At 71.5% G+C, this 14,890-nt stretch carries 11 protein-coding genes and 1 pseudogene; 8 read left to right on the top strand and 4 right to left on the bottom strand.

Annotation, left to right across the window (positions count from 1 at the left end; genetic code table 11):
* The first annotated feature begins 37 nt into the window (after positions 1–37).
* The 5 genes from ACWF62_RS04500 (at position 38) to mshC (ending at position 4,413) form a co-directional block, all read left to right on the top strand.
* A complete protein-coding gene (locus tag ACWF62_RS04500; protein ID WP_378507272.1) occupies positions 38–880 on the top strand; it encodes an undecaprenyl-diphosphate phosphatase in 843 nt (280 codons plus the stop codon).
* A gap of 52 nt (positions 881–932) precedes the next feature.
* Positions 933–1,643 carry a histidine phosphatase family protein gene (locus tag ACWF62_RS04495; protein ID WP_378569476.1) on the top strand — a complete coding sequence of 237 codons (711 nt, stop codon included), beginning with the start codon at positions 933–935 and terminating at the stop codon, positions 1,641–1,643.
* A 65-nt stretch (positions 1,644–1,708) separates the two neighbouring features.
* Positions 1,709–2,293 carry a DUF3090 domain-containing protein gene (locus ACWF62_RS04490; RefSeq protein ID WP_378507069.1) on the top strand — a complete coding sequence of 195 codons (585 nt, stop codon included), beginning with the start codon at positions 1,709–1,711 and terminating at the stop codon, positions 2,291–2,293.
* A gap of 3 nt (positions 2,294–2,296) precedes the next feature.
* Positions 2,297–3,124, top strand: coding sequence for an SCO1664 family protein (locus tag ACWF62_RS04485; RefSeq protein ID WP_378507070.1), 828 nt, complete (start codon positions 2,297–2,299; stop codon positions 3,122–3,124).
* 47 nt (positions 3,125–3,171) lie between these two features.
* Positions 3,172–4,413, top strand: a complete 1,242-nt coding sequence (gene mshC, locus ACWF62_RS04480) for a cysteine--1-D-myo-inosityl 2-amino-2-deoxy-alpha-D-glucopyranoside ligase (protein WP_378507071.1) — start codon at positions 3,172–3,174, stop codon at positions 4,411–4,413.
* 16 nt (positions 4,414–4,429) lie between these two features.
* On the opposite strand, the gene ACWF62_RS04475 is transcribed toward mshC, so the two are convergent.
* Genes ACWF62_RS04475 through ACWF62_RS04465 form a run of 3 tightly spaced genes read right to left on the bottom strand, consistent with a single transcriptional unit; the run spans position 4,430 to position 11,479 of the window.
* Positions 4,430–8,617, bottom strand: coding sequence for a TIGR02680 family protein (locus ACWF62_RS04475; protein ID WP_452629505.1), 4,188 nt, complete (start codon positions 8,615–8,617; stop codon positions 4,430–4,432).
* 13 nt (positions 8,618–8,630) lie between these two features.
* Positions 8,631–10,010: a TIGR02678 family protein gene (locus tag ACWF62_RS04470; RefSeq protein WP_378569529.1), complete on the bottom strand. Its 1,380-nt coding sequence runs from the start codon at positions 10,008–10,010 to the stop codon at positions 8,631–8,633.
* Between the two features lie 11 nt (positions 10,011–10,021).
* Positions 10,022–11,479 (bottom strand): TIGR02677 family protein, encoded by a 1,458-nt coding sequence (locus tag ACWF62_RS04465; protein WP_378507274.1) that lies wholly within the window; start codon positions 11,477–11,479, stop codon positions 10,022–10,024.
* 131 nt (positions 11,480–11,610) lie between these two features.
* On the opposite strand from ACWF62_RS04465, the pseudogene ACWF62_RS04460 reads away from it, so the two are divergent.
* From ACWF62_RS04460 to ACWF62_RS04450, 3 genes and pseudogenes are all read left to right on the top strand, one after another.
* Positions 11,611–11,859 (top strand): annotated as a pseudogene (locus ACWF62_RS04460) (MgtC/SapB family protein); the annotation flags it as partial.
* 43 nt (positions 11,860–11,902) lie between these two features.
* Positions 11,903–12,202 carry an ACT domain-containing protein gene (locus ACWF62_RS04455; protein WP_378507289.1) on the top strand — a complete coding sequence of 100 codons (300 nt, stop codon included), beginning with the start codon at positions 11,903–11,905 and terminating at the stop codon, positions 12,200–12,202.
* A 31-nt stretch (positions 12,203–12,233) separates the two neighbouring features.
* Positions 12,234–14,030: a molybdopterin-dependent oxidoreductase gene (locus ACWF62_RS04450; RefSeq protein WP_452629503.1), complete on the top strand. Its 1,797-nt coding sequence runs from the start codon at positions 12,234–12,236 to the stop codon at positions 14,028–14,030.
* 60 nt (positions 14,031–14,090) lie between these two features.
* On the opposite strand, the gene ACWF62_RS04445 is transcribed toward ACWF62_RS04450, so the two are convergent.
* Positions 14,091–14,732 carry an MspA family porin gene (locus ACWF62_RS04445; RefSeq protein WP_378507074.1) on the bottom strand — a complete coding sequence of 214 codons (642 nt, stop codon included), beginning with the start codon at positions 14,730–14,732 and terminating at the stop codon, positions 14,091–14,093.
* Between the last annotated feature and the right edge of the window lie 158 nt (positions 14,733–14,890).

The following is a 14,890-nucleotide window of genomic DNA, read 5'->3' as shown; positions in this document are numbered from 1 at the left end:
GACCCGATCCGCGCCTGCCCGATCGGGCCACCCGGTGATCGGGGAGTCGATGACCTGGGTGCAGGCGATCGTGCTCGGCGTCGTGCAGGGATTGACCGAGTTCCTGCCGATCTCGTCGTCCGGACACCTGCGGATCGTCTCCGAACTCTTCTTCGGTGCGGACGCGGGCGCGTCCTTCACCGCCGTCACCCAGCTCGGCACCGAGGCAGCCGTCCTGGTGTACTTCGCGCGCGACATTGGACGGATCGTGATGGCGTGGCTGCGGGGCCTGCGCGACCCGGACCGCCGCGACCACGACTACAAGATGGGCTGGTACGTCATCATCGGCACCATCCCGGTCGGGGTGCTCGGGTTCCTGTTCAAGGATCAGGTCCGCACCGGCGCCAGGAACCTGTGGCTGGTGGCGACGATGCTCATCGTGTTCGCGCTGGTGATCGCCGCCGCCGAACACTACGGGCGCAAGCAGCGCCCGATCGAGCAACTGACCCTCAAGGACGGCGTGCTGATGGGGTCGGCGCAGGCGCTGGCGCTGATCCCCGGCGTCTCCCGCTCCGGCGGCACGATCAGCGCGGGCCTGTTTCTCGGACTGACCCGTGAGGCCGCGGCGCGGTACTCGTTCCTGCTCGCCATCCCCGCGGTGACGGCGGCCGGCCTGTTCTCGCTGCCCGACGCCTTCGAGCCGGCGGGGGAGGGGCTCAACGCGAGCGGCCCCCAGCTGATCGTCGCGACGATCATCGCCTTCGTGATCGGGTACGCGACGATCGCGTGGCTGCTGCGGTTCGTGGTCAACCACTCCATGTACTGGTTCGTCGGCTACCGGATCATCCTCGGTGTCGTGCTGCTGGTCCTGCTCGGCACCGGCGTCGTCGCCGCGACCTGACGTGGGCCGAGTCGATCCGACCCCGTCCACAGATCCGACCTAGTCTGAATCCATGACGGTGATCCTGGTGCGGCACGGCCGCTCGACGGCGAACACGTCCGGTGTGCTCGCGGGACGCAGCCCCGGCATCGACCTCGACGACCTCGGCCGCGACCAGGCGGAGTCCCTCGTCGGGCGCCTCGCCGGGCTCGACGTCGCCGAGATCGTGCGGTCCCCGCTGCTGCGCTGCGAGCGCACGGTCGCGCCGCTCGCCGAGAAGCTGGGCCTGACGCCGGTCGTGGACGAGGGACTCGCCGAGGTCGACTACGGGCGATGGACCGGCAGGCCGATCAAGGACCTGCTCGCCGAGCCGCTGTGGAAGGTGGTGCAGCAGCACCCCTCCGCGGCGGTGTTCCCCGACGGGGAGGGGTTGGCGCAGGTGCAGGCCCGCGCCGTCGCCGCGATCCGCAGGCACGACACCCGACTGGCCGCCGAGCACGATCGGGACGTCGTGTGGATCGCGTGCAGCCACGGTGACGTGATCAAGTCCGTCCTCGCCGACGCGCTCGGCAACCACCTCGACGGCTTCCAACGGATCGTCGTCGAACCGGCGTCGGTCAGCGTCGTCCGGTACACCCCGACCCGGCCGTTCGTGCTGAGGATGAACGACACCGGCGCCGACCTGAGCGGACTGAACGCGTCCGCCTCCGCGTCCCCTGCCGGGGTCGGCGCGTCCGACGCGGTCCCCGGCGGTGCGGCGGGAACCTCGGGGAAGGGCGGATAATGGGATCGGGTGGACACCCGAACGCAACCCGACCGTGTGACGGCCCGATCAGGTGGAGGTGCTGAATGTCCCGAGCGATTCACGTCTTTCGCACCCCGGACCGGTTCGTCGCGGGCACCGTCGGTGAGCCGGGTGACCGCGCGTTTTATCTGCAGGCGGTGCACGACACGCGGGTGGTCAGCGTGCTCCTGGAGAAGCAGCAGGTGCAGGTGCTCGCGGACCGGATGGGGCTGCTGCTCGACGAGGTGCACCGGCGGTTCGGCACCGCGGTGCCGCCGCACGAGGCCGAACCCAGCGACACCAATCCGCTGGTGACGCCGATCGATGCCGAGTTCCGGGTCGGGACGATGGGACTGGGCTGGGATTCCGATGCCGGGGCGGTCGTCGTCGAACTGCTGGCGGTGTCCGAGTCGGAGGTCGACGAGTCGGTGGTCCTCGACGACGTGGACGAGGGCCCGGATGCGGTCCGGGTGTTCCTCACTCCGCTGCAGGCCCGGGAGTTCGCGGTGCGGTCCGAGCGGGTCATCTCGGCCGGGCGGGCGCCGTGCCCGCTGTGCGGGGAGCCGCTGTCGCCGGAGGGGCACGTGTGTGTGCGGACCAACGGCTACCGGCGCGGCGCGACCTTCGCCCGACCCGACGGCGAGAGCTGACCGTTGCGCACGCCCGATCCCGACACCCCAGGCGCCACCGGCGCGGACCTGCTTGCCACCGGCGACCTGACGGTCCTCGGCCGGATCGTGTCGGCAAGCAACACGACGCTGGTGTGCGAGGCGACCGCGGAGGGACGCACCCAGCGCTGCGTCTACAAGCCGATCCGCGGGGAGCGCCCGCTGTGGGACTTCCCCGACGGCACCCTCGCCGGACGCGAGGTCGCCTCGTACCTGGTGTCCGAGGCGCTCGGGTGGGGCGTGATCCCGCGCACCATCCTGCGTGACGGCCCCTACGGTCCGGGGATGGTGCAGCGGTGGGTTCCGACACCCGAGACCGCCGGGGAGCGCGGCGAACGCCTCGACCTGGTCGACATCTGCCCGCCGGACCGGGTCCCCGACGGGTGGTTTCCGGTGCTCCACGCCTACGACGGCGACGGCGAGGAGGTGGCGTTGATCCACGCCGACGATCCGCGGTTGCGGCGGATGGCGGTGCTCGACGTGATCCTGAACAACGCCGACCGCAAGGGCGGCCACGCGCTCGAGGGCATCGACGGGTCCGTGTACGGGGTGGACCACGGCATCTGCCTGCATTCCGAGGACAAGCTGCGAACGGTGTTGTGGGGGTGGGCCGGACAGCCGATCGGTGGGGAACTGCTCGCCGACATCGACGTGCTTGAGGGGGCCCTCGGTGGTGACCTCGGCGACCGGTTGTCCGAGCACGTCACCGACGTGGAGGTTGCGGCGTTGCGGCGCCGCACCCGCGCCGTGCTGACGGATCCGGTGATGCCGCTGCCGAGCAGTCACCGCCCGATTCCCTGGCCCGCCTTCTGATCCGTCCCTTCGGTCGGGTGACCGGACGGTCCGATAGGCTCGACGACATGCAGTCCTGGTCCGACATCGCCGTTCCCCCCGTACCCGGTCAGGGGCCGCCGCTGCGGCTCCACGACACCGCGGACCGCCGCGTGCGACCCGTCACCCCGGGGCCGACGGCGACGATGTACGTGTGCGGGATCACCCCCTACGACGCGACGCATCTCGGTCATGCCGCGACCTATCTGGCGTTCGACCTGGTGAACCGGCTCTGGCGCGACGCGGGCCACGACGTGCACTACGTGCAGAACGTCACCGACGTCGACGACCCGCTGTTCGAGCGCGCCGAGCGGGACGGCGAGGACTGGGTGGTGCTCGGCATGCGCGAGACCGCGCTGTTCCGGGAGGACATGGAGGCGCTGCGGGTGCTGCCGCCCCGCGACTACATCGGCGCCGTTGAGTCGGTGAACGAGGTCGTCGAGATGGTCGGCAAGATGCTCGCCGCGGGCGCCGCATACGTCGTCGACGACGCCGAGTACCCGGACGTGTACTTCCGCGTTGATGCCACCGAGCAGTTCGGCTACGAATCCGGCTACGACCGGCCGACGATGGAGCGCTTCTTCGCCGAACGCGGCGGCGACCCGGGCCGCCCCGGGAAGCAGGACCCGCTCGACGCGCTGGTGTGGCGGGCCCGCAGGCCGGGTGAGCCGTCCTGGCCGTCGCCGTTCGGGGAGGGGCGGCCGGGTTGGCACGTCGAGTGCTCCGCGATCGCGCTGAACCGCATCGGGTCCGGCTTCGACGTCCAGGGCGGCGGCAGCGATCTGATCTTCCCACACCACGAGTTCTCCGCCGCGCACGCGGAATCCGTTGTGTGCGAACGGCGTTTCGCTCGTCACTATGTGCACACCGGGATGATCGGCCTGGACGGCGAGAAGATGTCGAAGAGTCGGGGCAACCTGGTGTTCGTCTCCAAGCTGCGCGGCGAGGGCGTGGATCCGATGGCGATCCGCCTTGGCCTGCTGTCCGGGCACTACCGCGAGGACCGGGCCTGGACCGGTGACGTGCTCGCGGCCGCCGAGCAGCGGCTCGCGCTGTGGCGGCGGGCGGCGGCCCTGCCGACCGGGCAGAACGCCGACGACACGGTCGCGCGGCTGCGTCAGCATCTCGCCGACGACCTCGATACCCCGAAGGCCCTCGATGCGCTCGACGGCTGGGCCCGCAGGGCCGTCGACCACGGCGGCTCCGACGCGGCCGCGCCCGGCCTGTTCTCCGATGCGGTCGACGCGCTGCTGGGAGTCTCGCTGCGCTGACCCGGCCCGCGCAGCGTCACACTTCCAGGAGGGCGAGGCCGCCATCGATCGAGGTCGGAACCCGCCTGCGAAGCGGCGACCCGAGCGCCCTGGCCAGGTTGGTGCCGTCGTGCTCCGACATCAGCATGCCGCCGTCCCACACCATCAGCGTCGCGCTGACCGTGTGCTCCGGCGTCGAATGGGACAGGTCGTAGTGCGCGCACCCGGGCACGTCGGGGTACGTGACCCACAGGTCGTAGCCGGTCATGAACAGGTCAAGGTCGAACTGCACGCTCAGCCCGAGCAGCTCGCTGCGGCCGTTGTCGTCGACCCCGGCGAACGCCTCGTCGAGGCCGAGCAGTCGCGGCGCGTGCGGATCAGCGGAGGAGAGCATGGCGTGCGCGGCCGCGAACAGCGGCAGGTGCAGCGACACCGACTGCTCACCGCCGGATAGGGCCCCGTGCCGGGCCGCGGTGAGCCGCTCCTCGGTGCCGTCCCCGGAGACCAGGGACAGTGAGAACACCCGCCAGCGCCGGTAGTCCAGCGCTTCGGTGAGGATCTCGGGGTACGCGCGCTCCGGGTGCGCGGCCCGCAGCGCGCGAATCCGGGTCGCGAAATGCGCTCGGATGGTGGCCAGTTCGTCCGGGCCGAGTGCGGAGGCGTCGCGGTCGAGCAGCTTCGAGACGGCGCGGGTCGGCTCGTCGAGGCTGTCCGCCAGCACCCAGTGCACGCCGATCGTGGTCCCCGACGACATGCGGCGTTCCCGCATCTCCGACGACATCTGCGCGATCAGGTCGCGGGCGTCGACGGTGCGCTCGTGGATCTGGTGGGCGAGACCGGTCAGCAGCGCGTCCTCAAGGATGCGCCGTTCCGAGTCGGTGAGTAGCAACTGCTGGTCGGCGCGGCGCGCGGAGATCAGCGCGGCGAAGTCGCCGATCGAGGACAGCCCCTGGTCGTGCTGGACCGTCACGGTGGTCAGGCCGTCCGCGGCGTCCCACCGCAGCCGGTAGTCCTGGCCCGCTGCCGCGAGTCGGGCGTCGAAGTCCTGCAGGGCACCGGTGAGGGCGGACCGGGTGGACTTGCCCGCTGCCTCGGACACCTTCACGCTGGCCGTCGCGGACTCGAGCGCCGCCTGCAGCGCCGCGACCTCGTCCGGGACCACCGCGACGGGTGCTCCCGGTTCGGTGTCGATCCGGTACACCAGCTGGTCGGTGGTCAGCCAGGCCGCATCCGACGCCGGCCACCCGTGCGCGGTGTCGACGCCGAGCAACTCAAGCAGATCGCGCCGGGCGTAGGGGGCGAGACGCTGAGCGTCGGAACGGGTTTCGGTGATCGCCCCGCGCAGGGCAAGGGCGGCGGCGCCGTGCGCCCCCTCGGTCTTGCCGATCCACTCGACGGCGCTGTCGTAGGCCCTGCGGGCGGCCCGCTGCTCGGTCGTCGCCGCGTCGATGCGGTCCCGGGCCCTCGCGATCTCGGCGTCGATCTCGTCGGCACCCGCGCCGAGCGAGTCCCGCAGCGTCTGCAGGTTCTGCTCCTGGTGCTCAAGCTTGGCCACGGCAAGGTCGGCTTCCTCGGTGAACTCCTCCGCGACGTCCCGAGCCTCCGCGTGCCGGTCGGCGGCCTCGCGGCGATGCTCGTTCTCCTTCTCCCGGTCCCGGCGACAGCGCACCACCAGGTCGCCGCGGGTCTCGAAGTGCCGGATCGCGGCGGCGAGGGCGTCCAGCGCCGGTCCCCACGCGGCGTCGGCGCCGGGCCCGGCGGACGGCACCCGGTGCCGGGCCGCGGCCTCTCGCAGCGCGCGGTCCCGGACCGCGAGCTCGGCGATTGCCTGGTCCAGTTCCTGCTGCGTCGCCGACGCGGCCTCGTCGCGGCTGCGCAGCGCGCCCGCCGCCTCGGACACGGCACGCAGCGCCGACTGCACGGCGGACGGGCGCGGCAGGGCCCGCCCCGCGGCGGTCAGCGCGGTGACCAGGTCGGCGGCCGCGGACTGCTCGTCGAGGGCCCGGTCGCGGCGCCGCTGAGCCTGCTCGAGTGCGGCGTCGAGGTCACGCAGCCGCTGCTCGCGGCGGCGTTGCCGGGCGGTGACCCCGATGAACTCCGCCGCGGCCTTGGTGTGCCTGCCCACCTGGATCCCCTGGCGGAACCGGCCGGACACGCCAACACCCGGACCGTCGCCCGACCCGGTGTGCAGCGCAATCGAACTCAGCAATGCGCCGACGCGCTCGGCAGGCACACCCGTGTCGGGTTCGGCGACGAGCACGTCCGCCAGGGTGGCCCCGTCCGGCCGATCCGCGGCGGGCAGCGGCACCAGGAACTGCTCCGACTCGTGGTCGGGCAGGGGGCCGTCGGCGGCGGGCACCCAGCCGTCGAGCAGCTGTGCGGCGGTCAGCGCGGCCTCGATCCCGGCCGCGTCGGCGGCATCGACGTGGTCGGCGAACCGGACCAGCCGCCACAGCGGCGCCCCGGACAGCGTCGACCGGTCATCGGTCCGGAACGGGATCGGGGGCGGGGCGTCGTCGTGTTCGGCCGCGATCCGCGCCCGATCGGCGGTCAGCGCCGTGATCTCGGCGGTGGCCTGCGCGGCATCGGTTTCGGCCCTGGCCCGCCCGGTGCGCACCGTGTCGATCGGGTCGGTGGTGTGGCCGTCGAGGATCTCGGTGAACGTCGGCGCCTCGTCGTCGCCGATCGCGGCGACTGACTCGTGCAGCTCCACGAACAGGTCGCTGGAGATGCCGACCCGCGCGTACAGCGACGAGTGCGTGGTCCACCAGCGGCGGACCGCGGTCGACGTTTCGGAGCGGGCCAGCGCGGTCCGCGCCTCCGCCTCCTTGACGGCGACGGTGGCTGCGTCGAGCAATTCCCGGCCGCGGTCCGTGGCCCGCTGCGCCCGCTCCCGTTCGGCTCCTGCGCGCTGCGCCGCGGCCACCGACTCGCGGACCACGCGCACGTCGCCGGTCCGTTCCTCCGCGTGCCCGCGGACCGTGGTGGTGAGCTGGTCGCCGCGGGCCTCGTCCGGCAGTGCCGCCCAGTCGATCCCGGCGTCCGTCGCCGCGGCCTGCAGCTCGTCCTCGGCGCGGGCCAGCGCGTCGACGGCCCGGGTCACCCTGGCCTGCGACTGCGCCGCCTCCTCCGCGCGCTGCGCGAGACTCGACTGCGCCTTGCGGGCCTTGTCGGACTGCGCCTCGGTGGACCGGTGCAGGTCCGCGACCACCGCGGCGAGATCATCGAGTTGTTGCTTGCCCTCGTAGGCAGTCGACCGCTGCAGCGTCTCCAACTCGCCGCGGGCCAGGTCGAGGGCGCGGTCGGCCGCCGCGACCCGCTGCTCCGACTCGGCCCGTTCGGTCTGCCTGCGGGTCCGGTCGGCGACGGCCGCCTCCAGCGCGGCGGTCGCGGCGGTCACCGCCTCGATGCGGCGGGCGACCTGTTCGACGTCGGTTCGTGCCTGCTGGCGCAGGTACTTCGTGTACACGCCGATGAACGACCCGGTGGCCTGATCGGCGGCGGTGAGCCCCTCAAGCGCGCGGCCCACCTCCTCCATGTCGCTGAACGAGCGCGCCGCCTCCAGCACCAGGTGCTCGTCGAGCGGACGCAGGCCGTCGGTCAATGCCTGCGACAGCCCCTTCGGGTCCAGGTTCTTCGCGAGCTGCGGTCGGCGCAGCGTCAGGATCAGCGTGATCAGCTGGTCGTAACGCTGCGCACCGAGCCCGAACAGCCGTGCGTCGATCGCCGCCCGATAGTCCACCGGCCGGTCACAGATCGCGTCCCCGCCGATCTGCTCGGCAAGCTGCTTCTTGGTCACCGGCTGGTCCCCGGCGGCCAGCAGGGAAAAGTCGACGCCGACCCGGCCGTCGGCGACGAAATGCCACCGCGTCACCTTGTCGTTCTGCCTGCTCGCCCGCATGCCGATGCCGACGGTGACGGCCTCCTGGTCCGCGGCGTCGCCGCGGGCGAACTCCATCCACACGTAGGCGTGCACGCTGTCTTCGCCGCGGTAGAGCAGGTTCGACTTCATCGTCCGCTCCTCACCGGCGAACGGGTTCAGCCGCCGCGGCTCGATGCGGCCGTCCAGGACGAACGGGAACAGCACCTCCAGGGCCTTCGTCTTGCCGGAGCCGTTCGGGCCGCGCAGCACCAGACGACCGTCCGCGAACGAGAACTCCTGGTCCCGGTAGTCCCACAGGTTGACGATTCCCGCGCGGGTGGGGCGAAAACGCGCACTGGCCATGTGAAGTCAGCCTCTACTTCTCGTCGGTGGGGAGGTCGGGATCGGTCGGGGTGGCGCCGACGGACAGCAGGTCCGGTTCGGGCGCCCGCTCGCGGATCGTCACCACCACCCCGCGGTATCGCGCCAGCGCGGGCAGCGCCAGCACGCCGCCGTCGATGCGGCGCAGCAGCCGCTGCCCGTCCAATAGGTCGACGGCCCGCCGCTGCAGGCCGGCCGGGTCGGCCTGCCACTGCGCGGCGAACGTCCGGCCGAACCTGTCGACGAGGTCGGCGACCCGTGTCTCGATCCAGCTGTGCTCGATGAACGGGTACCGCGTCGACGGCGCGTCCGGGTCGGCCGTGTCCGCGGGCCGGTCGAGGAGGTCGTGCAGCACGCTCGCCTGCGGGATCGCGGCATCGAGCTGCCCGACCAGGTCCGCGGTCGGCGTCGTGGGCAGCGGCAGCAGCACCGGTTCGGGGGCGTCGGGGTCACCGAGCCGGTCGGCGATCTCCCCGCACAGCAGCAGCGCCACCTGCGCGATGGTGCCGGTGCCGGGGAACCGGACGTCGGACAGTCGTCCGGACGGGTCGATCAGCGCGACGCCCTCGGCGCGGCGTTCGGCGACCAGTCCGGTCAGCAGTTCCACATCGGCGGCGGTCCGGGGCAGCGCGAGCTGGAGCCGTTCGTCGTCGTCCAAGTCGTCCGCGTACACCACCGGCTGCTGCACCAGGGCGCGCCGCACCCGGCGCGCGGTCTCCCGCGCTGCGGTGTCCGGGGTGGCGGTGTCCTCGGCGGGCGCGGCGAGCAGCCCGCGCACCGACGACAGGTGCTGCAGTGCCTTGGGCGGACGGAACAGTGCGATCACCACGGAGCGGTCGATGTCGTAAAGCGCTTCGCCCGCTTCGGGATTCGACGCCCAACCGCCCGCATCGCCGTCCGCGAGGGTGATCGCGCCGCGGGCCGCCAGCCACCCGACGGCATCGACGAATGCGTCCCGGTCCGCGGCGCGCTCCGTGGACAACTCCACCGCCGGCACCTGCGACGCCTCGGCGGCGACGTGCTCGGCGAGCTCGGAGAGGGTGATCTGGTTGCCAGCCCGCCCGAGCCCAGCGAGAACCAGCGCCAGGTACGCGTACCGGCGCCGGTCGAAGGTGCGGTCCCCGGCGGTACGGGCGGGCGCCGTCGGATCGAGCCGGTCGGCCGCGGTGAACAACCGCGCCGTCGTCTCGGTCACCTCGAGCCGGTAGCCGAACAGTTCCAGCAGATCGTCCCGCAGTTCGGTGGTCCAGCGCCGCAGCAGCGGCAGCGCGGCAGCGTCCGGATAGGTCGCGGTGACCAGGTGATTGGCCAGGATCACCCGCGCGGCCCGCTGGTAGGACTCGAGCATCAGCGGCGAGATCTCCCGCGCCGACAACTGTGCGGCCCTCACTGCACCCTCACCCGCAGCCGGTCCAGGTGCAGTCGCCCGCGCGTCGTCTGCACCGTCGTCGACGTGTCGTGCGGCTCGAGGGTCAACTGCACACCGTGCTCCGATCCGGTGGACCCGCGGACGGTGCCGCTGACCGCGACCCGCGCGGACAGGGCGGTGGTGAGCAGGCTCAGCAGCACCTCGGTCTCCTGATCGTCGAGGACCCGCTCGTAGGCGCCGCCCGCGGCGAGCGAACGCGCGGCCTCGGCCCGGGCGCGTTGCGCGGCGAGTTGAGCCGCACGCAACCGGCGGATACCGGCGTCGTTGCGCTGCACCCGGCTCGGTGCCCCGGCCGCGGCGGGTCGGCCGGTTTCGGCGAGGGTGCGGGAGATCTCCACCGGCGGTGCGTCCCACCAGGACCGGGTGTCCGGGATGACGTCCGCGTCGGGATGCACCGTCGACAGGTGCCGCGGACGGCCGAGGTCGAACACCGCCTGGAACAGGGCGTGCGCCGCGTCCTCGGTCGGGGCGGCGGCGAACCACCCGGCGAGGTGCCGGAGCTGACTCTCCCTGCTGACGCCGCCGCGGCGGGTCTCGGTGACGCGCCGCAGCAGCGACAGCACCGCGGCGATCGCGCTCATCGTGCCCTCCCGCAGCCGCTCCGATTCGCTGACGGTCCCGGGAACGGGCACGAACCACTGCCGCACCCCCGCCCACCGCGCCGCCCAGTCGGCCTCGCGCTCCACCGCCGGGAGGAACACGCGTTCGTCGGCGACGGCGGCCCTGGCCAGCAGCGCGGGCATGCCGGTGTCCTCGACCGCGGTGATTGCCGAAGCCAGCTTGGGCGTGTACCGGGCGAGGTCGGAACCGAACTCTCGCATGTGGGTGAGCAGCGCGTCCTTGTGGGTGAGGAATGCCTCCGGGGTGACCTCGGTGGTGCGGACCAGGTTTCCGAGGGTGAGGTAGAACTGCGCGGCCCGCGATGCCAGGCCGGACAGGGTGTCGTCGAGGCGGCGCAGCGTGCGGTAGATCAGTTCACCGTCCCCCGCACGGTTCGCCGCAGCGAGTCCGTGCAGGTCGGCGAGCAGGTCGGGCAGCGCCAACCGGGACAGCGCCGCCTCGTCGAGGCGGGCGCCGAGCACCTCCTCCACCGCCAGGAACGCCTGGTAGCCGAGCTGGCTGAACTGGTAGACGAAGTGCCGGTTGCGGTACTCGGCGAGGGTCGCGGCGCGGGTTCCGTCGTAGCTGCGCTCGAGCACACCCCACACGTGCAGCTGGTCGAGCAGGGGAGTGACCTCCGCGGCGGTGAGCGTCCGATCGCCGGGCCGGCCCGGGCCCGCCGTCCGGTCGAGGGTCGCGGCGACCTCACCGGCGTGCAGCAGCACCACGTAGTTCGCGCGGGCGTGGTCGAACGCGCGGAGCACGGACAGGTAGTCGGTGCGCTTCTCCGCGGTCGCGAACGCGAACAGGCGCAGCCGGTCACCCGTGACATAGGCGTCGGCGTGGCCGCCGCCCGTGACACAGGCGTCGGGAGCGGTCGCTGGGGCGGAATCGGTCACCGTGACAGGGTAGGGGAGCAGGGGCGGTCCATCGAGCAGCCCCGGCCGTGCGGGCGGTCCGAACCCCGGGAACCCCGACCGGCGCCGCCGGACCGGAGCACAATGGGAAGCCGGTGGACGTGCAGTGGTGGGGACAGACAACCGGGCAGGGCTGGCCGCAGCTTCTTGCGCTCGGCTATGCACTCGTGTTGTGCTCCGCGATCGGGTTCGAGCGCGAGGTCCGCCACAAGAGCGCGGGTGTGCGGACGTACGCGATCGTGGGAACGGGATCGGCGTTGTTCGTGCTGATCAGCAAGTTCGGGTTCGGCGACGTCCTCCAGCGCGGGCTACTTCGTCGTGATGTACCTGTATCCACCGATTCTGCAGAGAATCCCGGGAATCCGATCGCCCCGGGAGCCGATCCGGCTGCGCTACCTCGACGGCCGTGGACTGCTGCGTCAGGTTCTCAAGACGGCGACCGAGATGGGCTTCTCCGTGACCCACATCGATACCACCCACTCGGGCGACGCGGGTTTCGTACGCCTCGTCATGGACGTGGAGGGCCGCGGCGATCCGGTTCGGCTCGCCGATCGGCTCGCCGCGATCGACGGAGTCTTTGACGTGTCGGCAGGCGATCGGGACGAGATCGACGACGAATGACCGATCCGCGGGTCAGGCGTAGCATCCGGGTATGGGGAATGTCGAAGGACATAACCCAGACAGGTCAACCACTTCCACTCGGTCCGGGCGACCCGACACCGCGGTCGCCGCCTATCGAACCGACCTGCAGCCCGGCGAGGATGCGCTGAATCTCGACACCTGGGCCGGTGGACTGTCGAACACCCGAGCGCTCGCCCCGCGGGTGCGGCTCGGACGCGGCACCTGGTTCAACCTGCTGTGGTTACTTCCACTCGGATTCATCGTCCTGCTCGTCGCGGTCGCGGTCGCGAAGGGGTTGTACGACAACGCCTCGGTGCAGGCGTTCATGACCCGGCACCCCGGCACTCATGTGCCGCCGGAGTCGGCGGCCGATCCGGGGATCCCGGCCTGGGTCGGGGTGCTGCACTTCTTCAATCTCTTCATGATGATGTTCATCATCCGGTCCGGGCTGCAGATCCTCGTCGACCATCCGCGGCTGTACTGGACCCGCGGCAGCACCCCGGGACGGGAATGGTTCCGGGTGCAGAAGCCGGTGCCCGACGATCCGCTGTGGACGGCCAAGGACGACTCGGTGGGGCTGCCCGCCCAGGTCGGGCTGCCCGGGGTCCGGCACACCATCGGCCTCGCCCGCTGGTGGCACCTCGGGGTGGACGTACTGTGGCTGGTCAACGGGCTCGTCTTCTACGTGCTGCTGTTCACCACCGGCCAGTGGCGGCACCTGGTGCCGACGAGCTGGGAGGTGTTCCCCAACGCCGTCACCGTCACCATCGAATACCTGTCGCTGAACTGGCCCGACACCAACGGATGGGTCGCGTACAACAGCCTGCAACTGCTCACCTACTTCCTGACCGTGTTCGTCGCGGCACCGCTCGCGGTGCTGTCCGGGCTGTGCATGTCGCCCGCGCTGTCGACCCGGTTCACCCGGATCAGCAACGTGGTCAACATTCAGGTGGCGCGCTCGGTGCACTTCCTGGTGCTGGTCTGGTTCCTGCTGTTCATCACGATCCATGTCACCTTCGTGGTGACCACCGGGGTGCTGCGCAACCTCAACCACATGTTCGGCGCCCGCGACGACGACAGCTGGGTCGGCTTCGGGGTGTTCTCCGTCGCCCTGGTGATCGTGCTGCTCGGCTGGGTCGCGGCCACCCCGGTCACGCTGCGGCACCCGCGGATCGTGCAGCGGGTCGGGTACGCCCTGATCGGGCCCGCGCAGCGGCTGTTTGAGCACGCCGACGCCCGGCCGGGCGCGCTGACCGAACAGGACATCTCCCCGTACCTGTGGCACAACGGCACCTACCCGGACAGCGCCGAGTACCGGCACCTGTACGACACCGATTTCGCGGACTACCGGCTCCGGATCCACGGGCTCGTCGAGCATCCCGTTGAGCTGTCGCTGGCGGATCTGCGTGCGCTGCCGTACCACGAGCAGATCACCCAGCACTTCTGCATCCAGGGCTGGTCGGGTGTCGCGAAATGGGGCGGCGTGTCGATGCAGACGATCCTCGACCTGGTCACGCCGCTGCCCGAGGCGCGGTGGGTGGTGTTCTACTCGCTGGCAGAGGGGGCGAACGGCGGCACCTACTACGACGCGCACGCGATCGACCAGATGAGCCACCACCTGACGATGCTCGCCTACAACATGAACGATGCCCCGCTGACCTACGGGCACGGTGCCCCGCTGCGGCTGCGCAACGAGGTGCAACACGGGTTCAAGCACGTCAAGTGGATCCGCGGCATCGAGTTCGTCACCCGCTTCTCCGATGTGGGCGGCGGGCACGGCGGCTACAACGAGGACCACGAGTACTACGGCTACCGGCAGTCGCTGTGAGGACGGACAACCGTGCCCGGGGCAATCGCCCCGGGCACGGTCGTGGTGCTGCCGTTGGCGTCAGACCTGGAACGGGACCCCGTAGGTGACCACGATGTCGCCGCTCGCCAACTGCACGCGGGCGTAGGGCCGGATCGACACCGCGCCGATGGCGCCGGCGACGGACCCGTGCACCCCGGACATCCGGACCAGTGCGCTGGCGCCGTCGAACGGCTTGTCCAGCAGGATCGGCACGTCCGTGATCCCGCCGGGCTCGAGGTCGATGTCGAGGGACTGGGACGGGATGATGTCGCCGACGAGGTCGGTGCCGCCGCCGAAGTCGATCCCGATGATCGGCTCGCCAAGCAGGTCGGCGAAGCCGATGTTGAAGTCGCTTCCGGTGACGAAACCGAGGGCGGGGGTGTTGAGGCCGATGGTGGCGCCCGCCAGCGCGATCGGGTAGCCGATCTGGTAGCCGACGGTGAGCAGGCTGCCCTCGAGGGCGTCCGCGCCGGGCCCGGTGATGTTGACCCCGGCGTATCCGCTGTGGAAGAACTCCCGCGACAGCGGGGACCCGTCGAGCGGCGGCACCGAGGTGAACCGGGTGTCGCCCTGGAGCACCTCGATGTTCTGGCCCGCCCCGGACATCATCGAGCTGACATTGTCGACCTCGGCGGCCGCGGTGCCGGAACCGAGCAGCAGGCCGGTCACCGCCAGCGCCATCGCGCCGGAGGCGATGCGACCGCGGTGACGGCGGGGAGTGGGGTGTCGTCGGGGAGTAACAGCAGGCAGCTTCATGAGGTGGCCCGTCCGCTCGTTGAGGAGAGTGTGTCCTGACGCACTGCAGTTCGGGATGGACTCTATCGCCTGCGCATCCCCGT

Source organism: Rhodococcus sp. NPDC054953 (assembly GCF_053609225.1).
Note: the sequence above shows the minus strand (reverse complement) of the source record. Positions and strands in the feature narration are given on the sequence as shown.